Genomic DNA, 23821 nt, shown 5'->3' with positions numbered 1-23821 from the left:
GTTTATCATCTAGATCGCGTGCAAGAAGCGCCCATACCCGAAGAGGATTCGGCTCGCCTCAAGGAACTGCATAGCTACGGCGTACTTGATACACCATCTGAAGCTATATTCGACGACATCACTTACTTAGTTCAAGATATTACTGGCGCAAAAATAGGAGTTATAAGCCTTATTGACGAGAATCGTCAGTGGTTTAAGTCTTGCGTTGGCCTCGAAGACGCCCCCAAGGAAACGCCGAGAAATATTTCATTTTGCGGCCACACAATCGTTCAGCGCCGGCCTTTAATTATAAACGACGCCCTTGAAGATGATCGCTTTGCCGATAATCCACTTGTTCAAGGTGAGCCTCGCATCCGTTTTTACGCCGGCTTCCCCCTAATCGCCGCCAACGGCATGGCGTTGGGCAGCCTTTGCGCCATTGACATGGAGCCGAGGGCGCTCACGCCCCGGCAGATCACCTCCCTAGAGCGACTGGCTCGCCAAGTGGTAAGCCAGATGGAACTGCGGCGAGAAGCCCATCTACTGCAATCTGCCGAATTGGCACTTCAATCTCAAGGTGGAAACGGAGAGGCCACGCCAGGCATCCAGCTGCTTAGTGACATCAATCCAGTAATGGATCGAGAGCAGTTGCAACAGATGCTGAGCCTGCTGCTTGAACTAGATCAACCACCCTGCTTTGCACTGGCACGCTGCAAATTTAAGGAGTATTCCCGCGTTAACGCCACCCTTGGGGCTGCCGCAGCCAACAGCCTGGTCCAAACGGGCTTGGAGCGCCTACGCAGCTGTTTACCGGTTCAAGCATCAACCGCCTGCTTCTCAGATGACGAATTAGTAATTGTGCTCCCCCACCTCTCAGAAGAAGGGGCTATCACAGAGATCGCAGAAAGATGTATAGACAGTCTCGAGGCACCATTAAAACTAAATGACCGCGATATTGAGCTAGGCATAAGCATGGGCATTGCGATCTTCAAAAACAACTACAGCGATATTGATTCTCTACTCTCTGACGCCAGCATCGCCCAACGCATAGCCATCACTGATCGCTCAGAAAATAGCAACTTCAACTTCATCAACCTAGCCGCACGACTGGCGGCGCAGCATCACTATCAAGTGGAGACAGACCTGCGCCGCACCATTCGACGCAACGAAATCACCCCCTATCTTCAACCGATTGTTGATCTAGCCACGGGCAAACCCGTAGGCATGGAATGCCTGATGCGCTGGCGCACCGACAGCGGCGAGATGCTGCTGCCCGACAAATTTTTGCCCATATCCCATCTGGCCGGGCTCAGCGGTGAACTCGACCTCCAGATCATCCAAAAAGCAATCCAAGCCAGCCATGAACTAGCAACCGCTGCGCCAGGGCGGCCGCTGCAACTCTCGGTTAACCTCTCTGCCCTTCTGCTGGAAAATGAAGGTCAGCGCAACCGATTACTACAGCTGGTTCGCTCCAACCCTTTGCCAAATAAATGGCAGCTGCAAGTGGAGCTGGTAGAGGATTACTTACAAGACAACGGCTCGGAACTGGGAGCCTTCCTCAACACACTGCGACGCCAAGGTGTAGCCATCGCCATCGACGACTTTGGCACGGGCTATTCCTCACTCAGCCGCCTCCACAACTATCCTGTGAGCACGGTCAAAGTTGATTCTAGCTTTATTAAACGCATCGATGCCAAGAGCAATCCCACCAATCAATTACTGAAAACCATCCAAAATCTCTGCGCCGATTTAGGCCTGGAAAGCACAGCTGAAGGGGTCGAAACCGAATCTCAACGCACCTGGTTGCTGCAAAACGGATATAAGCATGGCCAGGGTTACCTATTCAGTCGGCCAATGTCGGTGGCTGCTGCAAGCCACCACTTAGCCAACATTCACTGAGAAGCTACCAGCTAACCCCGTGCAACTTAGGCAGGGGAGCGGTTTTAAAGGTTGTAGCAAATAAACGGGGAATAAGGCGGCTGTTGTATACCCGAAACTCCCGCACAACGCTGGCGCCCTCCTCGCGCACAGCCTGATTAAGCACCACCGAGCCATCGTGATCAGAAACGGAGCGATGAAAAGTTCCCGGAGGAATGCGAAGGATGTCGCCACCTGTTTCTAGGCGAACAATGTGATATGGATAATTCCAGCCCAAATTGACCAAGTAAAAAGTTCGGCCACCATGCAGGGCCAACAGATTATCTTCCTGGTGGGGGTGCAGATAAAACTGCCAAGCACCAGTCTTCTCCTCATCCGGAGGGCTCACGGCTGGACCGGCATGGATCACCAAATCGCGGGCATTGGAGCTGGCGACGGTGATATCAAAGAAACGAACAGCGGGAGTATCGCGGAACTTCTCGTAGGGAATCAGCTCAAACATCGGCGCTAGCCGGGGAAGGGCAGACATTCGGGGAAGGGCAGCAGGCACTGCCAGATCAAGGCCTAATGAAACTCACCACCGGGGGGCCGGCCGTCGCAACCACTACCCATCAAGGAAACTGGCTTGGCTCAGAAGGGGATCGGCATCTCCACATCAGCGGGCTCGGGGGCACACACCGGCACCCGCTGGGCCACCACTTCGCCCAGCACCACGATTGAGGGCGAAGCAAAATCCTGCTCCTCAGCCCGGTCGGCCAGCTCACCCAGCACGGTCACCAGCTGGCGCTGACCGCGCACGGTGCCCTGCTGGATCACCGCCGCCGGAGTGTCTGCCGCCAGGCCACCCGCCATCAGCTCCTCGGCGATGCGGCGCAGGTTATGCAGGCCCATGTAGATCACCAAGCCATCACTGGTCTGGGCCAGGCCGCGCCAGTTCACCCCTGGGCGGCCCTTATCGATTTCCTCGTGGCCCGTCACAAAAGTGACGCTGGAGCCGGCGCGGCGGTGGGTAACAGGAATGCCCGCATAGGCAGGAGCAGCGATGCCAGCGGTTACGCCTGGCACCACCTGCACCGGCACGCCCTTGGCAGCTAAGTGGGCGGCCTCCTCACCGCCGCGGCCAAACAAAAAGGGATCACCCCCCTTAAGCCGCACGATCAGGCGATGGCGGCTGGCCAGTTCCACAAGCACCGCATTGGTGCTTGGCTGCGGCACGGAATGGTGACCGCGGCGCTTGCCGACAAAGTGGAGCTCGCAGCCCTCGGGCACCAGATTCAGAAGGGCCTGCGGCACCAGGGAGTCGTAGACGAGGGCGTCGCAGTGCCGCAGCAGCCGGTGGGCCTTGAGGGTGAGGAGCTCCGGATCACCGGGACCCGCCCCCACCAGGTAAACCGTGCCGAGCTGGGCTGGGGCATTCATGGCAGGGCCTCGAGTTCAGCCAGCAGCAGCTGGCGCAGGCCAGGCCGCTGCAGCAACGGCGGACCCACCTGCTCGGCTAGCTGGTCGGTGAGCCGGTTGGCGGCCAGAGCAAGGGCCAAGGCTGGAGCGGCCAGGGCTGGAGCAGCAAGGGTCAGCTTCAGCTCCGCGAGGTGCTCTGCACTGTATGGAGTGGCGACGCAGTGGGCGCCGGTGCGCCGCTCCAAAGTGGTGAGATAACGCGCTGCCAGGGGACCCTCCAGGGGGTGATGCAGCAGTAAGGGCCGGGCATCCTGCATAGCCAATCCGGCCAGCTCCTTAGCGAGGGCGGCCTGCCAGCAGGGCCAGGCCCCCAGGAAGGGCCAGTGCTGCACGCGGGCAAAAGCCGACCAATGGCGCACGATCGCCGGCAAATCGTGGCGCACATGGCCGCCGGGCAGCAGCAGCAGCGGCACCAAGCCGAGAACCTGACCCGGCTGCAGCAGCTCGGTCGCCGCCGGCGGCGCCGCAGCCGAAAGGGCCTGTAGCCGCACGGGCGCACCACGGCGGCACTCCAGCTCGGCGGCCAGGGCCACCAACTCGGCAGGCAGCTGGCCGCCCGCGCGGCCGTGCACCACCAGCAGCAGGGGTTGGACAGGCGTAGCAGAGAGGCGGCGGCCGAGACGCTCGGCCACCTGGGGATCGAGCTCGCGGTGCCGCAGGGGCACAAGGGCGCGGCGGGCTCCGGGCAGGCGAGCCAGCAGATCCACCGCCGGGGCAGCCAGCTGGGGATCGATGTCGCCGGCCAGGGCGCTGAGGCCAGCCACCAGTTGGTGCCGGGGCCACACCGACAAACCACGGGCTACCCCTTCGAGAGCGGCGCGCCGCAATGGGGTGGCGATTGGGGCCCGCATCCAGCTCAGGAGCACGGGCCAGGCCGCAACCTGGCGCTGGTGACCCAGCAGGGGCAGGAGGGCTAGCGCGACGGCTTGGGGCAGGGCCGAGAGGGGCAGGGCCTGGCCAAGAGCGCCAGGGCCGGGGGCCAATTGCTGCAGCAGCCAGGCGGCACTTGCCCCATCCCGGTGGCGCAGTACCTGGCTGGGCAGGCCGGGATCCGGATCGGGCTGCTGGCGCCACCAACGCAGCAAACGCCGCTGGGAAGGCGGATCCAGCCGCTCCGCCAGCACGGCAAGCAGGTCCTGGTCGGCGCTGAAGCTGCCGTTTTCCAGCGCCAGCAGCCAGGGTTCAGGATCCAGCTCGGGCTGGTTGCGCAGCTGTTGCAGCCAGCCCCAGCGTGCCGGGGAGCCGCAAGCCGGCAGCTGGGCCGGCTTGCGCTGAGGCAGGGCAGATCTCAAAGCCGCCCTCCGCGCTCAGGAGCCCGCCGGCTCACGGCGCCGGGCTCCAAATTGCTCCAGCAGCAGCAGCTCCAGCACATCGGCAAGATCACTGAGGGGTACGCCTTTTTCATGCAGCTCAGCCAGCTTGGGCTCGGCGCCCATGGAGCCGCCAAGAAAGATCTTGGCCGCCTCCACCATCTGACCATCCTTACGGGCCTTCGCACCCATCAGCCCGATCTGACCCATGTAGGGCTGGCCGCAGGCATTGGGGCAGCCGGTCCAGTGCATGCGCACCGCCTCAGGCAACTCGATGCGCCGCTCCAGATCTTCGAGCACCTGCTGGGCCACGCCCTTGGTGGGGATCAAAGCGAAGCTGCAGTAGGCGTTGCCGGTGCAGCTCACCGCTTCGGCCTGCAGGGTCGAGGGGTCGGGGCGGAAGCGCTGGAGAAGGGGTTCGGCCAACAGGGCCTCGAGGCGATCGCCGGGCACATCAACGATCAAGGCGTTCTGGGCCTCGGTGAGACGCAGCTCGCCGCTGCCATAGGTGCGCGCCAAAGCTGCAAGCTCCAGCATCGAAGCTGCGTCCAGCCGGCCCATCGGCACGTGCAGCCCCACCCAGTGGAGCCCCTCCTGCTTCTGGGCCTGCACGCCCAGGCCCGAGCGGGGGGCCCGGTTTACCAGGTGGGAGCCATCGTGGGAGAGCACGGGTTCGGCAAAGACTTCAACCAGCTCAGCCCGGTAAGCATCGATCCCGAGCTGGTCGATCAGATACATCAGCCGGCTCTTATTGCGCTGGTGGCGGTTGCCGTGGCGCTCGAAATGGCACAGCAAGGCCAGGGTGAAGTCGGCGAGCTGCTCAGCCCGCAGCCACAGGCCCAGGGGCACCGCCAACTCGTTGCGCTGGGCTGAGAAAAAGCCCCCCACCAGCACCGTGAAACCCAGCTCACCGTTGTGCTTAGCCGGCAGGAAGGCCAAGTCGTTGTGCAGCAGGAAGCTATCTGGAGCGCCCCCCACGGCCACATTGAATTTGCGCGGCAGGTTGCGAGGACCGGCCGGCCCCAACAGGGCGGCCTGAATCGCCTCCACTAGGGGGCGGGTGTCGACGATCTCCTCCGGGTCAATGCCCGCCAGCGGGTTGCCGGTGATGTTGCGAGGGTTGTCGTGACCCGATTGGAGGCTGGTCAGACCCCCAGCCTCCAGGGCCTGCAAAAGGGGCGCCATGTCCTCCAGCAGCAGGCCCCGCAGCTGCAGGTTCTGGCGGGTGGTGATGTCGGCACTGCCCTGATCGCCACAACGATCGATCGCCTCGGCCAGCAGCTCCAGCTGGTCGGCCGAGATCACCCCGTTGGGCAGCCGCAGCCGCACCATGAAGCGCCCCGGGGTCACCGGACGGAAGAAGATCCCCAGCCACTTGAGCCGGATCGTGAGCGTGGCTTCGTCGAGCGATTCCCAGCCCTGGCGGCCCAGCTCCTCGAGGCGAGGCGCCAGCTCCAGCCCACATGGCTCGACCTTGGCCTGCTCGATTTTGCTGAGCTCCGGCTGGCTGGCCGCAGAAATGGTGGGGCTCGTCATGGGGCGGACGCTCGGAACACGGAACAACCTCGGCTTGCCCTCCCTGCCGCCACAGAGGTGCAAGGGGGTCCGAGCAAGCGCCGATGAGAGCTACGCCGCCGGATAACAGAAATGGAGAAACAGCTCCCCGCAGGGAGACAATTGGAATTGTCTGCAGTGCGGGTCGCTTCCTGTGTCGCAACCGCTACAACCCGCACCAGCAGCGGCGGTGGCAGAGCCCAGACGCCTGCAGCGCCTCGAAGCCCTCGGCCCGGAGCGGGCCCGCTTTCGTGAACTAATTGCCAAGGTCGGCAGCGGCGAACACACCAGCACTGGCCTCAGCCGCGATGAGGCCAGTGACGCCATGGACCTGATGCTTCAGGGTCAGGCGAGCGAAGCCCAGCTGGGAGCATTTTTGATCGCCCACCGGATTCGCCGGCCACTGCCGATCGAATTGACCGGCATGCTCGACAGCTACCGCAACCACGGTCCAAAGCTGGAAACCCCTGGCCGCCAGGCCATTTGTTTTGGCGTGCCCTACGACGGCCGCAGCCGCACCGCCCCCCTGCTGCCCCTGCTTGCCCTAGTGCTGGCCGGCGCCGAAATACCGGTGGTGCTGCACGGCGGAGACCCGATGCCGGTGAAATACGGCGTCACCCTGGCCGAGCTGTTCGCCGCCCTCGGCATTGAGTGGCGTGGGCTCAACCTCGCCGCTCTGCAGCAACGGCTAAACGCCCACCACCTGGCCCTCACCCACCAGCCCGACCACTTCCCCGCAGCGGAAAGGTTGCTGCCGGTACGCGATGAAATTGGCAAGCGCCCCCCCGTGGCCAGCCTGGAACTGCTTTGGACACCCCACTGCGGCGACCACCTACTGGTGAGTGGCTTTGTCCATCCCCCCACCGAAAAGCGGGCCTGGGAGGCCTTGGCCGCCGCTGGTGAAAGCGAAGTGCTCACGGTGAAGGGCCTGGAGGGGTCAACAGACCTGCCCACCAGCCGGGCCGGCATCACCGCCCGGGTCCGCCAGGGCTCCCTGGAGCGGCTGCTCGTGCACCCCCGGGACCACGGCCTCCACGGCGATGAAATCGCCTGGGAAAACCTAGAAACCTGGCAGCAGCAAGCACTGGCCGCCCTCGGTGGTGAAGGCCCCCTGGCTGGGCCGCTGCTCTGGAATCTGGGGGCCTACCTCTGGCTAGCCGATCGCTTCGAAAGCCTTGCAGATGCCCTCGAGCAAGCGCAGGCTCTGCTGGCCTCGAGATGCGGCGAGCGACTGCGGCAAACCCTTGCCGATCCCAGCAAAAGCGGCAATTGGTAGCAATTGCAACCCTCAACTTGAAGCCAGCCGTGGTCTTGTAATTGGGTCGGTCAGCTTGAGCGCCGGCTCGATTTTTAGACCGGTTCGGTGCGCTTCTTTGTGGAGCCCGTCCGGAGTGCAGTTGCCGCCACTCCGGCCCATCCCAATCCAGCCATGTCCAACCTTTCGCGCCGCAAGTTTCTGATCACCGCCGCCGGTTCGGCAGCTGGAGCCATCTGGCTAGCTGCCTGTGGCAGCCCCAACAAAAAATCTGAAAATCAACCAACAAGTCAGACCGGCGGTGCTGATGCGCCTGAGCTGAAGACTGCCACCTTGGGCTTCATCGCCCTCACCGACGCCGCGCCCCTGATCATTGCCCTGGAGAAGGGTTTGTTCGCCAAGCACGGCATGCCCGAGGTGAAGGTGGTGAAGCAAACCTCCTGGGCCGCCACCCGCGACAACCTGGAGCTAGGCAGCAGCCGCGGCGGCATTGATGGCGCCCACATCCTTTCGCCAATGCCGCTGCTGCTAACTGCCGGCACGATCACCAAGACCAAACAGCCCCTGCCGATGTACACCCTGGCGCGGCTCAACCTGCAGGGCCAGGGGCTGTCGGTGTCGAAGGACTACCTGGCTAACAAGCTCAGCATCGACAACAAAGAGGGCCTTGCAAAAGCAACGCAACAGGCCAGCGCTAAGGGCAAGAAGTTCAAGGCGGCCGTTACCTTCCCCGGCGGCACCCACGACCTATGGATGCGCTACTGGCTCTCCGCCAATGGCATCGATCCCAATAAGGATGCCGACCTGGTAGTGGTGCCACCCCCCCAGATGGTGGCGAACATGCAGACCGGCACCATGGACACCTTCTGCGTTGGTGAACCTTGGAATCAGCGCCTGGTCAATAAGAAGCTGGGTTACACCGCCGCCGTCACCGGCGAACTCTGGAAAAACCACCCCGAGAAAGCCTTCTCGATGCGCGCCGACTGGGTTGATAAAAATCCCAAGGCCGCCAAAGCCCTGCTGATGGCCGTTCAGGAGGCTCAGATCTGGTGTGAAGACCCAGCAAACCTTGATGAGCTCTCTGAAATCACTGCCAAGGACAAATACTTCAAAGCCAACGTGGCAGACATTAAACCCCGTCTGGCCGGCGACATCGACTACGGCGATGGCCGCGTAGTTAAAAACAGCCCCCTAAGAATGCGCTTCTGGAGCGAAAACGCCTCCTTCCCCTTCAAGAGCCACGACCAGTGGTTCGTTACCGAAGATATGCGCTGGGGCTACCTACCCTCGGACACCGATATCGATGCCTTGGTGAACAAGGTGAACCGGGCTGATCTCTGGAAGGAGGCTGCCACTGCAATCGGTCAAGAAAAGGCCATTCCCAGCAGCGATTCGCGCGGCAAGGAAACCTTCTTCGACGGTGTGGTGTTCGACCCGGAAAATCCCAAGGCCTACCTAAACGCCCTGGCAATCAAGGCGATGAAGTGAGCTCCAACGCCCAGCAACTTCCCCGTTCCCACTCCCGCCATCCGTGACCCCCACCGCTTCCCCGGGCCGGCGCTCCCGCCGGCGCCGGCTGCTGCCGGCACTGCCCCAGATCCTGCCCTACCTGCTCTGCATCGGTGCCTTTCTGCTGGTTTGGCAGTTGCTTTCGGGCGCCCTTGGCGCTGCGCGACTGCCCGGCCCGATCAACGTGCTGGTTGATACCTGGGATCCCTACATCAGCCAGCCGTTTTTCGATGACGGTGGCACCAGCAAGGGCCTGGGCTGGCAGATCCTGATCTCGTTGCAACGGGTAGCTGTGGGCTACGGCCTAGCGGCCGTAGTAGGAGTTGCGGTCGGCGGCCTGCTGGGATTAAATCGCTTCGCCGGCAAAGGGTTTGATCCGGTGGTGCAGGTGCTGCGCACCGTGCCTCCGCTGGCCTGGTTTCCGATTTCACTGATGGTGTTTCAAGACGCCAATACCTCGGCGGTATTTGTGATCTTCATCACGGCGATCTGGCCGATCATTATCAATACGGCTGTGGGTATCCAGGAGATCCCCCAGGACTACACCAACGTGGCCCGGGTGCTGCGCCTTAGCAAGCGGGCCTACATCAGCAACATCGTGATTCCAGCCACGGTGCCCTACGTGTTCACCGGCCTGCGCATCGCCGTGGGCCTGGCCTGGCTGGCAATCGTGGCCGCAGAGATGCTGAAGGCCGACGGCGGCATTGGCTACTTCATCTGGGATGCCTACAACGCCGGCGGCGATGCCAGCTCCAGCCAAATAATCTTGGCGATCATTTATGTGGGCGTGGTGGGCCTGCTGCTGGATCGCCTAGTGGCCTGGGTGGGTCGCAAGGTGAGCAAGGGAGCCGCCTAAATGACCACTCCAGCTGGATTGATCAGCGTCGATGCCGTAACCCAGGTATTTCCCCTCGATGACGGCGGCCGCTACGTAGCTCTGCAGGGCATCAATCTCGATATCGCCGCAGGCGAATTTGTGTCGCTGATTGGCCACTCGGGTTGCGGCAAGAGCACCCTGCTCAACCTGTTAGCCGGGCTCGACCAGGCCAGCGAGGGCGGCATCTTGATGAATGGCCGTCAAGTGACCGATCCAGGCCCTGATCGCATGGTGGTGTTTCAGAACTATTCCCTGTTGCCCTGGCTCACGGTGCGCCAAAACATCGCCCTTGCCGTAAACACCGTCTACCCCTCCCAAAGCAACCAGGAGCGGCGCGAAATCGTTGAGCGCAACATCCAGACGGTGAATCTCAGCGCCGCCGCTAACAAATTTCCGGCCGAACTCTCTGGCGGCATGAAGCAGCGGGTGGCGATTGCTCGGGCCCTGGCCATACGGCCCAAGCTGCTGCTGCTCGATGAACCCTTTGGCGCCCTCGACGCCCTCACCCGCGGCAATTTGCAACAGCAGCTGATGCAGATATGCCAGGAATCGGGGCTCACCGCCGTGATGGTCACCCACGACGTTGACGAAGCCCTGCTGCTCTCAGATCGGGTCGTGTGCCTGAGCAACGGACCAGCAGCCGGCATCGGCCACATCTTGAAGGTGCCCCTGCCGCGCCCCCGGGACAGGCTCACGGTGATGGACCACCCCGCCTACTACCAGCTACGCGCCGAGCTGATCCACTTCCTGCAGGAGCAGCGCCGGCTCAAGCAACTAGCCGCCACCTCGCGATGACCACCGCTGCCTCTAGCCCTGCCTTCCTCGAGTTTCGGGACGTAGGCCAGGTGTTCCAGACTCGGCGCGGGCCATTTGAGGCCCTGCGTGACATCAATCTCCAGGTACGTCAGGGGGAATTCCTCTGTGTGATCGGCCACTCCGGTTGCGGCAAGAGCACCCTGCTCAACATGGTGTCTGGCTTTCTGCAGCCCAGCCACGGTTCGGTGACGCTGCACGGCAAGCCGATCACAGGGCCCGGCCCCGACCGGATGGTGGTGTTTCAGAACTACTCCCTGCTGCCCTGGCTCACGGTGTGGCAAAACGTGGAGATGGCCGTCAAAGCGGCCCGGCCCGAACTGGCTGCCGGCAGCCGGCGCGAGGTTGTGACTCACCACCTAGAGATGGTGGGCCTGATGGAGGCGCACACCAAACGACCTGGGCAGATTTCGGGGGGCATGCGCCAGCGGGTGGCGATCGCCCGCGCCCTAGCCGTGTCACCAGCGGTGCTGGTGCTGGATGAACCATTCGGTGCCCTTGATGCCATCACCAAGGAGGAGCTCCAAGAAGAGCTGCTGGCGATCTGGCGCGAGCAGAAACCCACCGTGCTGATGATCACCCACGACATCGACGAGGCCCTGTTTCTGGCCGATCGGGTCGTGATGATGACCAACGGCCCTGCCGCCGGCATCGGCGAAATTCTCGAGGTGCCCTTTGAGCGGCCCCGTCGCTACGAAGCCATCCAAGACGACCCCCGCTACGGCCAGCTGCGCAACCACGCCCTCGATTTTCTATATCGCCGCTTCGCCCACGACGTGGATTAGGTCAGGCCGGCGTCAGCGCCACCGCCGCTGCCTTGAGCTCCGGCTGCTTCGAAATCGGGCAGCCCAGCTCATGCATCAGTCGATTGGCCTCGCAGGCCAGCTCGCCTTGGGAAGCGCCCCAGTGCATCGGCAAAAACACGGTACCGGGCCGAATGCGATCGGTGATTTGCACCTTCACCGACACCGCACCGCGGCGCGACCGCACCTGGGCCCGGGCCCCATCCACCAAGCCCATCCGGGTCGCATCGCTTGGATGCACCTCCAGCAGCGGTTCGGGGTGGGCCTTAAGCGCCCGCGCCACATGGGCCGTGCGGGTCATGGTGTGCCAGTGGCCCAGCAGCCGACCCACGGTGAGCACCAGGGGATAGGAGTCGCAGGGGGGTTCGGCCAGGCCCAGGGGCGGATCAGCCCAGAGGCGTGCCTTGCCGGAAGGGGTAGGGAAGGCCAAATCGACATAGAGGCGCGCTGCGCCGCCGCCGGGGGCGGTGCCGGCGGGGAAGGGCCACTGCTGGGGGCCGTGCTCGGCCAGGAGCCTGTGGCTGAGGCCGCTGCTATCGCAGAGCCGACCGGCCGTGAGTGCCACAAATTCGGCATACACCTCTGCGGCGGAGACGTAGCTGAACTGATCGACAAAACCGAGGCGCCGGCCCAACTCCGCAAAGATCGCCCAGTCGGGCCGGGCTTCGCCGGGGGCCTGGCGGAAGGCAGAGCAGAGGGTGACGCGGCGCTCGGAGTTCACCATCACGCCAGCCTTCTCACTCCACTGGGCCGCCGGCAGCACCAGGTGGGCCAGGGCCTCGGTTTCCGTGCCGGCATAGGCCTCGCTCAGCACCACCAGCGGGCAGTGCGCCACCGCCGCCCTCACCCGATCGAGGCTGGGCATGCTCACCAGCGGGTTTGTGGCGGCCACCCACCAGAGGTCGAGCTCGCCGCGCTCCATCGCCTCGATCTGCTGCCACACCGCCAAACCGGGCTCTGGCGAAATCGAGCCAGCAGCAAAGCCCCAGTGGCTCTCCACCTCGGCCCGGTGCGCTGGATCACCTACGGCGCGGTAACCAGGCAACAGCTGGGCCAGCCCGCCCACCTCGCGGCCGCCCATGGCGTTGGGCTGGCCGGTGAGCGAGAAAGGTCCGGCGCCAGGGCGGCCGATCTGGCCACTCGCCAGGTGCAGGTTGCAGATCCCGGCCACGGTGGCGCTGCCCTCGCGGCTCTGGTTCACCCCCATCGACCAGAGGCTGAGCGCCGCATGGCTGGCGATCCACCAGTCGGCCAGCTGGCGCAGGTCAGCTTCGGCGATGCCGCATACCGCCGCCACCCGCGCCGGCTGCCAGCCCCGCCAGAGGGTCTCCAGCTCGGCAAAACCCTCGGTGCGGGCCTCCACGAAGGCCTGATCCACACCGCCATGCTCCAGCAACAGATAACCCAGGCCGCAGAGCAGGGCCAGGTCGGTGCCGGGGGCGATCGCCAGGTGCAGATCGGCGGCGTCGCTGGTGGCGGTGGCGCGCGGATCCACCACCACCAGGCGCGGCCCGGCCCCCTTGCGCCGGCGCTTGAGCAGCCGCTGGAAAAGCACCGGATGGCACTCGGCCGTGTTGGTGCCGATCAGCAGCACCAAATCGGCCAGATCGAGGTCGTCGTAGCAGCAGGGCGGGCCATCGGAGCCGAGGCTGCGGGCATAGCCGGCCACCGCCGAACTCATGCACAGGCGCGAGTTGGCGTCGAAGTTGTTGCTGCCCAGGGCGCCCTTGAGCAGCTTGTTGGCTGCGTAGTAGTCCTCAGAGAGGAACTGACCGGAGCCATAGATCGCCAACGCCTGCGGCCCCTTCGTGGCCAGGGTGGCCTGGATGCGCTCCACCAGGATGGTGAAAGCCCGCTGCCAGCTGATCGGCTCAAAGGGCTGGTCGGTTCGCGCGCGCCAAAGGGGCGTGGTGAGGCGGTTGTGGTGCAGGGTTTCACCCACCGTGGCGCCCTTGATGCACACCTGGCCCAGCGACGAGGGATGGTGGCGGTCGCCGCGGGCGGTCCAGAGGCCGCCGGGTTCGGCCGGAGCCTTCAGCTCCAGGCCGCAGCCCACGCCGCAGTAGGGGCACTGGGCTAGGGCAGCTGGACTGGCGGCCGGGCTGGCGGGATCACTGGCCATGGGGCCATTGGATCAAGCCGGAGCGCCCCATGATGGTGGCAGTTGTTACCGCAGTTCCCCTGGGCTCCCCCCTGGCCAGCACCTGCTTCGACTTCGAGGCCGACTTCAGCGCCGACCTGCGCTGCATTCCGATGGCCGTGCGGCGCAAGCTCGATCTGGCCGGCATCAAGCTGAAGCTGCAGCACTGGAGCGAGCTGGGCGAGGCCGAGCGCGCTGAGCTGCTGGCCTGGGCTGACGACCCCGTCGCCATCGAGGCACTGCGCCAGCACCTGCAGGCGCGCACCAACGCCCTCAGCGCCGGCCAGGCCAAGGACCTGCCCCGAGCCGACGCTGAGCCCTGGCAGCAGGCCGACCAACTGCCAGAAGTGCTGGCCGCCTCCTGCGCCCAGCTGAACCTTGAGCTGCGCTGCGGCGGCTGGGCGGAACTGAACGAACTGCAGCGCTTCGCCCTGGTGAAGCTCAGCCACCCGGGCCACGAGCACCGCAACCTGCCGCGGGCCCTGGCGGAGTTCGGGCTGCTGGCGTGAGCTCGCGAAGGCTGCCGGCCGCTGAACCAGGCCTGCCCCTACGCGCCTGTCTGCTCAGCGGTGGTGAGAGCCGGCGCATGGGCAGCGACAAGGCGCTACTGCCCCACCCTGAAGGCGGCACCTGGCTGGAGCGCAGCTTGCGCCTGCTGGCCCAGCTGGAGACGCCAATCACCCTGCTGAGCCGCCATGGGGCGCATCTGGAGCTGGCAGAAGAGTTGGCCCTCGAGCTGGCCCCGGGCTCGCCGATGACGGCCCTGACCGAACCACCGCCCTGGGAGGGGCCGCTGCTGGCCCTGCACCGGCTGATGCAGCAGCACCCCGACGAGCTGCTGCTGCTCTGCCCGGTGGACATGCCTGATCTCAGCCTGGCCGCCATGCAAACCCTGCTGGCGAGCGCAGCAACAGGGAGCCCGACCAGGCTCCAGCTGGCCCACGACGGTGAGCGGCTGCAACCGCTGCTGGGCCTGTATCCGAGCAGCCCACCGATCCGGGCCCACCTGGCCGCGGCGGTGGGGCTGGGCGAACGGCGCCTGCAGAGCTGGCTGGCCTCGCTGCCCTACCAGGCGGTGCCGCTGGATCCCCGCGCCATCCGCAACGTGAACCGGCCCTAAGCCAAGTCAGTTGGCCGATTCGCCCAGCGCCGCCACCATGCGCTCGCACCGCTCCAGCTCCGCCTCGACCAGTGCCAGCAGCTCCTGCCGCGGTGCCGGCAGCGGGAAGGGTCCCTCCTCATAGCGGGCCTCCACCGCAAACACCTGCAGCTCAAGCAGAAGGGGATCAAGCTGCTGACCAGCCAGAGCAACCAAATCTTCGAGGTCATGGACCCGGGGCGGCTGGCGATCAGCCAGCACAATCCAGGCTTTGAGCAGTTTCTCCACCGCCTGCTGGGCGGTGAAGCCCCAGTCTTCGTCGGGATAGGCAAGGTCAAGGGTCAGCCCCAGGCTGCGCACATGGCGGCGCACAATCGCCAGGAGCAGCAAGGCGTCTTCAGCGGGCGACATACAGCACCCGACCCTCACGAGCCACATCACCGAACACATGCCAACGGGAGCCACTCAGGCGCTCGGCATCAGAGCTGCCCGCCACCACTAGGTCGACAGCCACTCCCTGCCGACCCAGCGCTCGGTTGAAACGCTTCCAGCAAGCCATCTTTTCGGCCGGCGTGAGCTGGGGCTGGCCCACGATCACCGCTAGATCCAGATCTGAGTCGGGCCGTGCCTCACCCCTGGCCCGGGAACCAAACGCGATCACCGCCTGCACATCGGGTTCGGCGCACAGACGCGCCAAGGCTTCCCCAGACCTCTGGGGATCCACCCCCGGACCCAGCTCAGGAGCCGGCTCCAGCGCCAGGGGATGGCGCCAGGGGATGGTGGGCGGCGTGAAACGCTCGGCAGCGGAGGCGTCCATGCTGAAACGCTACCCCCGTCGACCTGTTGCCCGCCATAGCGTGATCGCCATGGCCAGTGCCACCGACCAGCTCAACCGGCCCCTGGGGGTGCTGCGGCTGTCGCTCACGGCCCGCTGCAACCTGGCCTGCCCTTACTGCTTGCCGGATGGGGTGGAGCCACCCGGCCTACTCACGCTGGAGCAGCGGCTGCAGGTGATCGGGGCGGCGGTGAGCCTGGGAGCCCGGAGCCTGCGGCTGACCGGCGGCGAACCCCTCCTGCACGGCGGCCTGGAAGAACTGATCGCCGCCGTGCAGCCCCTGCGCGCCACACACCCGGAGCGTCCCGGCCTACGCGAGATCGCCCTCACCAGCAATGGCCTGCTGCTAAGCGCTGAGCGAGCCCAGCAGCTACACGCCGCCGGCCTCGACCGGATCACCCTCAGCCTCGATGGCACCACGGCTGGGTCGGTTGCCCACATGGCTGGCCTGCCAGATGCCGCCGCTGGCGAGCGGGCCTTGGCGGCGGTGCTGGCGGCGATCGAGCACGCCCGCGCCGCCGGCTTTGATCCCGCCCGCGGCGCCCTCAAGCTCAACGCTGTGATTCAGCGGGGCGCCAACGATGATCAGGTGCTGCCCCTAGCGGCTCTGGCAAGGAAGCGGGGACTGGAGCTGCGGCTGATCGAGTTCATGGACGTGGGCAGCCGCAACGGCTGGCAGTCCGAGGCGGTGCTGAGTGCCGCCGAAATGCTGGAGCAAATCGGCGGCAGCTGGCCGCTTGAGCCGCTGGGTCGCACCGCCCACGGCACCGCGAGCCGCTGGCGCTACCGGGATGGAGGCGGAAGCCTGGCGGTGGTGGCATCGGTGAGTGCACCTTTCTGCGGCGACTGCAACCGTCTGCGGGTTACCGCAGATGGCGTCGCGTACTCCTGCCTTTTTGCCGCCCCGGGCAGCGGCTTGGATCTCAAACCATGGCTGCAGGAGGAGTCAGGCGCCGCAAAACTCGAGTTAGCCATGGCCAGCCTCTGGAATCAACGAAGCGACCGCTATAGCGAAGAGCGAAACACTGCAAAATCTGCCAACAGCGCACACGCCGAGATGGCTTACCTAGGGGGCTGAATGGATAACCAGACAGCATCAGCCTCGCCAAGTGGGCATACCTCCAGCCATCAAGGTGCCCCGATGGCGCCATAGCGCTTCGGGAGTGACGGAGATGTGGTTAGCGGCTGCCAACTTGACGGCCTCCTGGGTCGACCGAGTAGCCAGTAGAGCGGCAGTGAATGCAGGATCGCGCCGGGCCAGCTCTTTGAGATCGTGCAGAGCAACGGTGGATTGGGTTTGGCAGGTAGTCATCTCACTTTCCTCAACTATCTGTACCCAGGCTAAGAAGTCTGATTCAGTTCAGAGGTGAGTAAAAACACCCGTCTTGTCAGACACTTAAGGCCAAGACTCATACCTCCCGCAACCGCGGCAGCAGCTGCACCAGATTGCAAGGGCGGGTATCGGCATTGAGCTGGGCAGCAATCAGCCGATCCCAGGCTGTCTGCACCGCATCGAGGGAACCCGGCAGCACAAAAATCACGGTGCCATTAGCCACCCCCGCCAGGCAACGGCTCTGCAAGCTGCTGGTGCCGATCGATTCAAAGGAGAGCACCCGAAACAACTCACCAAAACCATCGATCGTCTTATCGAGCAGGGGCGCCACCGCCTCCGGGGTGCCATCGCGGCCGGTGAGCCCGGTGCCGCCACTGCTGATCACAACCTGCACGCCTGCATCGGCAATCCAGCGGCTCACTTCAGAGCGGATCTGGTAGCGGTCGTCTGGCACCAGCAGGCGCCCCACCAGCCGGTGGCCGGCAGCCTCAAGGCGCTGCTGGAGGGCATCACCGCTGCAGTCCTCAGCAAGTGTGCGCGTGTCCGACACCGTGAGCAGAGCGATGGCGAGGCTCACGGGCAGGGCTCAGGCGTTTGGGGCATTCTGGGCGGCGGAGCTGGGCGCTACCTAGCGATCACTTGACCCGAACCCTGCTGCTACAGGCCATGGCCGTCTCCGCTGATCCGGCATCGCAAGTGCGGGTGCGCCTTTTCGCCGGCTTGCGAGAAGCGATGGGCTGGAGCGAGCAACTCGTCGAGCTGGCCCCAGCCGCAGGAGGAGCCGACCCTGCTGGCACCACACCTGAACAGCTCTGGCGGCAGCTGGGTCTGCAGCCCGACCATCCCCCGACCGGCGTGCGGGTGGCAATCAATCAGCAGTTCGCCACCTGGGACTCAAGCCTGGCCGCTGGCGATGAGCTGGCCTTCCTGCCGCCGATCAGTGGTGGCTAACGCGATGTTGGCAATCCAGCTGGAAGCGGAGCCGTTCGAGCCGCTGTCGGCCCTGGCCGAGTGGCATCAATTGCTGGCTGCAGGGCTGGGAATACGGCCAGCAGCCGAGAGTCATTTCGTGGGCCGAGTGCGCCCCAGCGGCGCCAACGACGCGCCCCTCACAGCTCTGGAGCTGGAGCACTACCCGGGCATGACCGAGGCCTGCATCGCCTCCCTGGCGGCCGCCGCCGCTGGCCGGCACAGGGCGACTGCAGTGCTGGTGAGACATCGGATCGGCCTGGTGTTGCCGGGAGACGCAATCGTGCTGGTGGCTGTAGCGGCCGATCGCCGCGGCCCGGCCCAGCGCTGCTGCCAGGAGCTGCTGGAGGCCCTCAAGCACGAAGCCCCCTTCTGGAAACGGGAATGGAGCCAGGGGGTGGGCAGCTGGATCACGGGCAATACGCCTCTATGAAGCTCGGGCCCAGGAAGAAGTCCGCGACTCAGCAGACCCCAACTGTCTGTGCCACATTCATGGGCAGAAAAACTTGGAGAGCTGGCCGTGCACATGGTGGCGAATTTTTGGCCCGGAGCCACGCTGGAGCAATTCCAGGTGGAACTAGCTCAGCTGGAGGGCAAGGAGCAACCTCAGGCCCAGCTGCTGCGCACGGTGGCGGAGGTGGAAGGGGGTCTGATGATCGTGTCCCTTTGGGAAGGGCAGGCGCAATACGACAGCTGGGCTGAAGCCACCCTCCTGCCCCAGATCGATCTTCCAGGGGGCATGGACGGTCGCCCGGAACAACGCAAAGGGCTGGTAGTGGATCACTACTCCGTGCTGCCGGCCAGCTGAGCAGTTGGGGCCGCGGCCGGCACGCGGCTCAGAAGATCGGCAACCGCAGCAGCTGGGCCCAGAGCTGCGTTCCCGCCTCAAGATTGCCCAGCTCCGCCGGGATCTCCAGCAGCAGATCGGCCCCCTGCAGCGAGCCGATGCGGGAGGAGGCCTGGGAGCCCTCCACCCTGGCCAGCAGAGCCCCATCGGCCGCCACCACCAACCGGGCGCGGGCCAGCTCCGGTCGCCCAGCGCCACGCCGCAGCTCCTGATCCAGCCGCACCCGCAGACGGGGGAGCACCTGAATCGCGCCACCCTCCAACCGCTGCAGCGCCGGCCAGAGCAACTGCAGGGCCGTGATCGCCGCCGCCACCGGATTACCCGGCAACCCAAAAAAGGGCACCCCGACCACCTCTCCCCAGGCAAAGGGCCGGCCGGGCTTAAGGAACAGCTTCCAGAAGCGCACCTCCCCCAGCTCCCCAACCAACTGACGGATCCAGTCGCTGTCGCCAGCGGAGACGCCGCCGGTGCTCACCACCACATCGCAGCCGGCCGCCAGCTCCCGCAGGGCCTGGCGCAGGGGCTCGGGCTGATCGGCTACCACCCGCTGCTGCGTTACCCCATAACCCAGCTGCTCCAGCAAAGCGGCAAGCAGGACCGAATTGCTCTCCCAGATCTGGCCGGGGCCCCGAAGCAATCCGGGACTGAGCAATTCATCACCACTGATCAGCAAACCCAGCCGCGGCCGCTGGGTCACCGTCAACTGGCACACCCCGCAACTGGCCAGGCGTCCCAGCTCCGCCACCCCCAGCCGCTGGCCCGCCGCCACCAGCTCCTGCCCCGCAGCAGCCTCCTCCTCGGGCCCGCGGATCCAAACGGGAGCACCACAGGGTTTCAGCAGCTCCAGCTGATCCCCCTCCACCCCCACCAACTCCTGGGGTAGCACCCGGCCACTGCCCTGGGGCACCACGGCGCCGGTGAGGATCCGCACCGCCTCACCCGCTGCCAAAGCCGCGCCATAGGGGGCACCAGCGGCCGAAGTGCCCCGCAGGCGCCAGCGGGCACCCACCAGCGGCTGCTCGGATCCGGCAATGGCGTAGCCATCCATGATCGAAGCCCAGAAACCAGGCACGGCTGCCGCCGCCAGCACAGGTTCAGCGGTGATACGGCCCAGACAGGCCGCCAAGGGCAGCTGTTCCACCAGCCCCAGGGGCTGCAGCTGCTCCAGAATCCGCTCGCGGGCCAGCTCCAGCGGCAGGCCCTCCGGGCCGAAGGGTTCACCCATGCCGTTGCCACTCCCCACCGCGGCCGCCACTCTTGGCCAGCAGCCGCACCGGACCGATGGTCATGGCTGGATCGGCGGATTTGAGCATGTCGTAGAGGGTGAGCAGGCCCACCTGCACGGCCGTGAGCGCCTCCATCTCCACGCCGGTGGGGCCGATGGTGCGGGCGGTGGCTAGCAGCCGCAGGCCACTGCCATTGGCGGCGGGCTCGAGCTGCACACTCACGCCGCTGAGGGCGATCGGGTGGCAGAGCGGAATCAGTTCCCAGGTGCGCTTAGCAGCCTGGATCGCCGCCACCCGCGCCACCGCCAGCACATCCCCCTTGGGGGCGCGGCCCTCCAGCACCAGGGCCAGGGTGGCCGCCTCCATGCTGATGAACCCCTCAGCCGTGGCCTCGCGGCGACTGGCCGGGCGCTCGCCCACCTCCACCATGTGCACCTCGCCGGCGGCATTGAGGTGGCTCAACTGGGGTGCTGTCATCTCCTCCTCTTCAAACCGGGAGCCAGGCCCAAGCATGGATGGCCCGGCGCCAACCGTCCTCACCTCCCCCCATAACGTGAGGGTCGCTTCCCCCTCGTAATGACCGCTCGCCGCACCATCCCGGTCCTGCTACTCCTGGCCGCCGGCCTCGCCCCCCTGGCGCCACCCAACGCCCAGGCCGGCCCGCTGCTGCGCCGCGCCCAGGAACGCAAGGCCTGCCAGGAATTCGCCGGCAAACTCCAGGCCGCATCCAGCAATCCCCAGCAGGCCCAACTGGTGTACCAGCAGGGAGTGCTGAAGCTGGTCGAAACCTTCGGCGAAAACCCCTGTGGCGACATTCCTGCACCCACCGCAGCTGCTCCAGCTACCCCGGCACCTGCACCAGCCACCTCACCAGTCACCACCAAGCCCACCAATCCCCAGCAGGCTCAGGCATGCCAGGAGTTTGCGAGCAAGCTGCAGGGCGCCCAGGGCAACCCGGCCCAGGCCCAGCAGATCTATGCGATGGGCAGCCAGAAACTGAGCGGCATGTTCGGCCCCAACCCCTGTCCACAAATCAAGGCTCCATGAGCGGCAGCCGGCCGCCTGATCGGTGTGGCCTTAAGCCTGCATGGGGGTTCGCAAAAGCGCCTCAAAGGCCTCCACCTCAAGGGGATGACTGAACCAGTACCCCTGGTAGACATCGCAGCCCAACGCCTCCAGTACCGCCAGCTGGCCGGCGGTCTCCAAGCCCTCTGCCAGGGTCTCCAGGCCGAGGCCCCGACCCATGGCGAGGGCAGTCCTCACGATCGTGCGGGCTGAGTCACTGGTTTCGAGGTGCTGGATGAAGCTGCGGTCGATCTTCAACTTGTGCAGAGGCAGGCGATTAAGCACCGACAGGGAGGAATAACCGGTGCCGAAGTCATCGAGGGCCAGCCTCACGCCCAGGGCCGCCAGGTCCTGCACTTGGGCGGTCACGCCCGCCGCCGGCAGGATGCAGGTTTCGGTGATCTCCAACTCCAGCAGTCCCGCTGGCAGGCGATGGCGAGCTAGCAGGGCGGTCACCTGATCGACCAAGGGCGGCAGGGTGAGCTCAAACTGGCGCGGCGAGAGATTCACAGCCAGCCGGGGGATCTGCAGGCCCTCATCCAGCCAGGCCCGCAGCTGCCGGCAGGCTTCCTCCAGCACCCACTGGCCCAGCGGATGGATCAGGTTGGTGCGCTCAGCCAGGGCCACAAACCGCGCCGGGGGCACGGCTCCATGGATCGGGTCGTCCCAGCGCAACAAGGCCTCCGCGCCCAGGAAACAACCACTGCCGTCGTACTGGGGCTGGTACACCAACCGCAACGCCCCGTCGCCCAAGGCCCGATGCAGGCGCGCCTCCAGCGCCATCTCCCGACGCAGGCGGGTGGTGTACCTGGGCTCATAGGCCAGGGCGGTGCCCGGGGCCACCTCACGGGCGCGGCTGAGAGCGGTGGCCGCCCCCTGCAAGAGCGCTTCAACCTGGTCGCCATGGAGCGGCGCCAGGCTGTAACCGGCACTGAATCCCAGGGCCATGGGAGCCAGCTCATCCCCAACCGGCAGCTGGCTGAGGACAACCCGCAGCTCGCCCAGCACCGCTTCGGCCTGGCGGCCTAGGGCCACCGGATCATCGGCAGGGCCTGGAAGCTCCCGCACCAGCGCAAACTCATCCCCACCGAGTCGAGCCAGCAGATCGGAGGGCCCTGCCCAGGCCCGCAGACCGTTGGCCACGGCCTGCAGCAACCCATCGCCCACCTCCCGCCCGAAGCTGTGGTTGACCCGGCGGAAGCCATCGAGGTCGAGCCAGAGCACCAACCACGAAGGGCCCCCGGCCTGGGCCAACCGGGGCTCCAACTCGCGACGGCAGCCTTCCAGATTGACCAGACCCGTCAGAGGGTCGTGAAAGGCGAGGGCGGTCAGCTCGTCGAGGGCGCGGGTCAGGTCGGTGACATCTCGAAGCAAGAGGCCCACCGCCCGGGTTCGATCCGGCTCCGTGTCGCCGGGGGGGGGAGGCTGCAGGGTCATCTCAACCTGATGCGCCCTGCCGTCGGCCGCCAGCAGCGGCAGGGTGATCCGACGCTCCTGGCCAGCCAGCACCGCTCCCCAGATCTGCTCGAAGGCCCCCCGCCCCTGGGGCGTGAGGAACTCCAGCAGCCGCCGACCCTGCAGCTCCCCTTGCGCCACCGCCAGGATGCGATGCAGAGCGGGATTGGCGAACAACAGCCTGGTTCCCGAATCGATCTGGCCGAGACCATCCGCCAGCTGGGATACCAACGCCCTGTAGCGAGCCTCACTGCTACCCAGCGAGGCGAGCAGGCTGGCCTGCACCTGACGGGCCGTTTCGCTGCTCTCGAGCTGGCGGCGCACGCCGATGTCGCGCAGCGCCAGGGTCCAGCGGGGTTCACCCTGCTGGAGCAGCGGGTGGGCTTCGAGCTCCAGGGCCAGCGGCTCCCCCTGCAAGGGCTGCAGGTCCAGCTCCATCCGCAGCGGCACGGGCTCAGCCGTGGCCGCCAGCCGCTCCTCCAACAGGCGGACCTGGCCAGGATTGGGCATCCACTGCTGTAGCGACTGGCCGTAGAGCGCGTGCTGGGGCACCCCCAGGGCCTCGGCCAGACGGCCATTGGCCTCCAGGATCCGCCCACCGGCCCCTGCCAGGATCAGCAGGTCGCCGCTGAACTGCACCATCTGGCGCAGGTGGGGTAACGCATGAACCGCCTGCTGGAGTTCATGGCGCAGCCGCCGGATCTCCCGCTCCAGGCGCTGCCGATCCTCGGCAGAACAGGCGCTCATCGGCAGGCAGGACCGGCGGGGGGATCGTGAAGGGCCCCCAGCACAAACGCCTCAACGGCCGCCCGGTCCTGCAGCCCCAGGTGACGCGCGCCGGTGGGGGCAAGCATGCAGGGAATGCGGTCGAGCTCCTGACGCCACCAGGTGCTGAGCCGAGCCAAGGCTTTGGGGTCGAGAAACCGCTCCGGATCGGGCTCAACCCCTGCCTGCTGCTGGCAGTGGTGGAGCTGTTGGGCGTTGGCAATGTTGCGCTGATCGCGCCAGAAGGAGCGAAAGATCGCCGTGCGCAGGGGCGCCGCCAGGGCGGGTTCATCGGCTTCCACGGCAGCCTGCAGCAGCAGCGCCTGGTGGGAGTTGACCCACACCGGCGGCAGCTGAACCTCCACCTCAGGCGCGCGGCGCTGCACGTCGGCCACCTCCTTGAGCAGGGTGGTGTGATCGTCCGGTTGGTTGGTGGCGGAGAAATCGAACGGCAGGTGGGATTTGTGCTCCACCCCCACCCAGTACACCCGCTCAGCCACCCCCAGCTGATTCAGCCACTCGTTGAGGGTGAAGCAGTAGGGACAGTTGAAGTCTGAGATCACCACGATCCGGCTGCTCTGCAGTTCCGGCGGCAGTTCCAGCGGCTGGGGTGACACATCGGAACAGCTGATGGGTTCAACTGTAGGCAGT

Annotated in this window: 25 protein-coding genes and 1 pseudogene; 13 read left to right on the top strand and 13 right to left on the bottom strand. The window is 65.6% G+C overall.

Annotated elements, in window-relative coordinates:
• The first annotated feature begins 18 nt into the window (after positions 1-18).
• Positions 19-1878: a sensor domain-containing phosphodiesterase gene (locus KBY73_RS01705; protein ID WP_255017097.1), complete on the top strand. Its 1860-nt coding sequence runs from the start codon at positions 19-21 to the stop codon at positions 1876-1878.
• Between the two features lie 4 nt (positions 1879-1882).
• Here the strand turns inward: KBY73_RS01705 and KBY73_RS01700 are convergent, their stop codons facing one another.
• The 4 genes from KBY73_RS01700 to KBY73_RS01685 form a co-directional block, all read right to left on the bottom strand.
• Positions 1883-2359, bottom strand: a complete 477-nt coding sequence (locus tag KBY73_RS01700; RefSeq protein WP_254935613.1) for a redox protein — start codon at positions 2357-2359, stop codon at positions 1883-1885.
• A gap of 128 nt (positions 2360-2487) precedes the next feature.
• Positions 2488-3276: a uroporphyrinogen-III C-methyltransferase gene (gene cobA, locus KBY73_RS01695; RefSeq protein WP_254935368.1), complete on the bottom strand. Its 789-nt coding sequence runs from the start codon at positions 3274-3276 to the stop codon at positions 2488-2490.
• A complete protein-coding gene (locus tag KBY73_RS01690) occupies positions 3273-4607 on the bottom strand; it encodes a CbiX/SirB N-terminal domain-containing protein (RefSeq protein WP_254935367.1) in 1335 nt (444 codons plus the stop codon). Before KBY73_RS01690 ends, cobA begins: the two co-directional genes overlap by 4 nt.
• A gap of 15 nt (positions 4608-4622) precedes the next feature.
• Entirely contained in the window at positions 4623-6161 is a 1539-nt protein-coding gene (locus KBY73_RS01685; protein WP_254935366.1) for a ferredoxin--nitrite reductase, read from the bottom strand.
• Between the two features lie 208 nt (positions 6162-6369).
• Between KBY73_RS01685 and KBY73_RS01680 the strand changes: the two genes are divergently transcribed.
• The 5 genes and pseudogenes from KBY73_RS01680 (at position 6370) to KBY73_RS01660 (ending at position 11418) form a co-directional block, all read left to right on the top strand.
• Positions 6370-7455: an anthranilate phosphoribosyltransferase gene (locus tag KBY73_RS01680; protein WP_254935612.1), complete on the top strand. Its 1086-nt coding sequence runs from the start codon at positions 6370-6372 to the stop codon at positions 7453-7455.
• Between the two features lie 153 nt (positions 7456-7608).
• Positions 7609-8922, top strand: coding sequence for a CmpA/NrtA family ABC transporter substrate-binding protein (locus tag KBY73_RS01675; RefSeq protein ID WP_254935365.1), 1314 nt, complete (start codon positions 7609-7611; stop codon positions 8920-8922).
• A gap of 43 nt (positions 8923-8965) precedes the next feature.
• Entirely contained in the window at positions 8966-9799 is an 834-nt protein-coding gene (ntrB, locus tag KBY73_RS01670; protein WP_396096395.1) for a nitrate ABC transporter permease, read from the top strand.
• Positions 9800-10603 (top strand): annotated as a pseudogene (locus tag KBY73_RS01665) (nitrate ABC transporter ATP-binding protein); the annotation flags it as partial. It abuts the gene before it with no gap.
• Positions 10604-10611: 8 nt separating this feature from the next.
• Entirely contained in the window at positions 10612-11418 is an 807-nt protein-coding gene (locus tag KBY73_RS01660) for an ABC transporter ATP-binding protein (RefSeq protein WP_254935364.1), read from the top strand.
• A gap of 1 nt (position 11419) precedes the next feature.
• Here the strand turns inward: KBY73_RS01660 and KBY73_RS01655 are convergent, their stop codons facing one another.
• Positions 11420-13558, bottom strand: coding sequence for a molybdopterin oxidoreductase family protein (locus KBY73_RS01655; protein ID WP_254935363.1), 2139 nt, complete (start codon positions 13556-13558; stop codon positions 11420-11422).
• A gap of 29 nt (positions 13559-13587) precedes the next feature.
• Here KBY73_RS01655 and KBY73_RS01650 point away from each other — a divergent pair, with 29 nt between their 5' ends.
• Together KBY73_RS01650 and KBY73_RS01645 are read left to right on the top strand one after the other, a co-directional pair.
• Positions 13588-14085, top strand: a complete 498-nt coding sequence (locus KBY73_RS01650; protein ID WP_254935362.1) for a nitrate reductase associated protein — start codon at positions 13588-13590, stop codon at positions 14083-14085.
• Complete coding sequence (locus KBY73_RS01645) at positions 14082-14696, top strand: molybdenum cofactor guanylyltransferase (protein WP_254935361.1); 615 nt, start codon at positions 14082-14084, stop codon at positions 14694-14696. The genes KBY73_RS01650 and KBY73_RS01645 overlap by 4 nt, the downstream gene beginning before the upstream one ends.
• Positions 14697-14702: 6 nt before the next feature.
• Here KBY73_RS01645 and KBY73_RS01640 read toward each other — a convergent pair whose 3' ends face one another.
• Both KBY73_RS01640 and KBY73_RS01635 read right to left on the bottom strand, forming a co-directional pair.
• Positions 14703-15086, bottom strand: a complete 384-nt coding sequence (locus KBY73_RS01640; RefSeq protein WP_254935360.1) for a HEPN domain-containing protein — start codon at positions 15084-15086, stop codon at positions 14703-14705.
• Positions 15073-15492, bottom strand: coding sequence for a nucleotidyltransferase family protein (locus KBY73_RS01635; RefSeq protein ID WP_254935359.1), 420 nt, complete (start codon positions 15490-15492; stop codon positions 15073-15075). Before KBY73_RS01635 ends, KBY73_RS01640 begins: the two co-directional genes overlap by 14 nt.
• Before the next feature lie 49 nt (positions 15493-15541).
• Here KBY73_RS01635 and KBY73_RS01630 point away from each other — a divergent pair, with 49 nt between their 5' ends.
• Entirely contained in the window at positions 15542-16588 is a 1047-nt protein-coding gene (locus KBY73_RS01630; RefSeq protein WP_254935611.1) for a GTP 3',8-cyclase MoaA, read from the top strand.
• 18 nt (positions 16589-16606) lie between these two features.
• On the opposite strand, the gene KBY73_RS01625 is transcribed toward KBY73_RS01630, so the two are convergent.
• Together KBY73_RS01625 and moaB are read right to left on the bottom strand one after the other, a co-directional pair.
• On the bottom strand, positions 16607-16822 hold the full coding sequence (locus tag KBY73_RS01625) for a hypothetical protein (RefSeq protein ID WP_254935358.1): 216 nt from the start codon (positions 16820-16822) through the stop codon (positions 16607-16609).
• Between the two features lie 97 nt (positions 16823-16919).
• Positions 16920-17420, bottom strand: coding sequence for a molybdenum cofactor biosynthesis protein B (moaB, locus tag KBY73_RS01620; RefSeq protein WP_254935357.1), 501 nt, complete (start codon positions 17418-17420; stop codon positions 16920-16922).
• An 89-nt stretch (positions 17421-17509) separates the two neighbouring features.
• Between moaB and KBY73_RS01615 the strand changes: the two genes are divergently transcribed.
• From KBY73_RS01615 to KBY73_RS01605, 3 genes are all read left to right on the top strand, one after another.
• The gene (locus KBY73_RS01615) at positions 17510-17794 is read left to right on the top strand and encodes a MoaD/ThiS family protein (RefSeq protein WP_254935356.1); all 285 of its coding nucleotides are present in this window, start codon (positions 17510-17512) and stop codon (positions 17792-17794) included.
• A complete protein-coding gene (locus KBY73_RS01610) occupies positions 17757-18245 on the top strand; it encodes a molybdenum cofactor biosynthesis protein MoaE (protein ID WP_254935355.1) in 489 nt (162 codons plus the stop codon). The genes KBY73_RS01615 and KBY73_RS01610 overlap by 38 nt, the downstream gene beginning before the upstream one ends.
• A gap of 93 nt (positions 18246-18338) precedes the next feature.
• Positions 18339-18620 (top strand): hypothetical protein, encoded by a 282-nt coding sequence (locus tag KBY73_RS01605; protein WP_254935354.1) that lies wholly within the window; start codon positions 18339-18341, stop codon positions 18618-18620.
• 28 nt (positions 18621-18648) lie between these two features.
• On the opposite strand, the gene KBY73_RS01600 is transcribed toward KBY73_RS01605, so the two are convergent.
• Both KBY73_RS01600 and moaC read right to left on the bottom strand, forming a co-directional pair.
• Positions 18649-19884, bottom strand: coding sequence for a molybdopterin molybdotransferase MoeA (locus KBY73_RS01600; RefSeq protein WP_254935610.1), 1236 nt, complete (start codon positions 19882-19884; stop codon positions 18649-18651).
• Complete coding sequence (gene moaC, locus KBY73_RS01595; RefSeq protein WP_254935353.1) at positions 19877-20398, bottom strand: cyclic pyranopterin monophosphate synthase MoaC; 522 nt, start codon at positions 20396-20398, stop codon at positions 19877-19879. Before moaC ends, KBY73_RS01600 begins: the two co-directional genes overlap by 8 nt.
• Before the next feature lie 63 nt (positions 20399-20461).
• Between moaC and KBY73_RS01590 the strand changes: the two genes are divergently transcribed.
• Positions 20462-20932 carry a hypothetical protein gene (locus tag KBY73_RS01590; protein ID WP_254935352.1) on the top strand — a complete coding sequence of 157 codons (471 nt, stop codon included), beginning with the start codon at positions 20462-20464 and terminating at the stop codon, positions 20930-20932.
• A 30-nt stretch (positions 20933-20962) separates the two neighbouring features.
• Here the strand turns inward: KBY73_RS01590 and KBY73_RS01585 are convergent, their stop codons facing one another.
• Entirely contained in the window at positions 20963-23152 is a 2190-nt protein-coding gene (locus tag KBY73_RS01585; protein ID WP_254935351.1) for a bifunctional diguanylate cyclase/phosphodiesterase, read from the bottom strand.
• Entirely contained in the window at positions 23149-23787 is a 639-nt protein-coding gene (locus KBY73_RS01580) for a DsbA family protein (RefSeq protein ID WP_254935350.1), read from the bottom strand. Before KBY73_RS01580 ends, KBY73_RS01585 begins: the two co-directional genes overlap by 4 nt.
• Positions 23788-23821 lie beyond the last annotated feature (34 nt).

Source organism: Cyanobium sp. Tous-M-B4, assembly GCF_024345395.1.
Taxonomy (GTDB): Bacteria; Cyanobacteriota; Cyanobacteriia; order PCC-6307; family Cyanobiaceae; genus Cyanobium_A.
The sequence above is the reverse complement of the archived record's forward strand: the minus strand, read 5'-3'. Positions and strand labels throughout refer to the sequence as shown.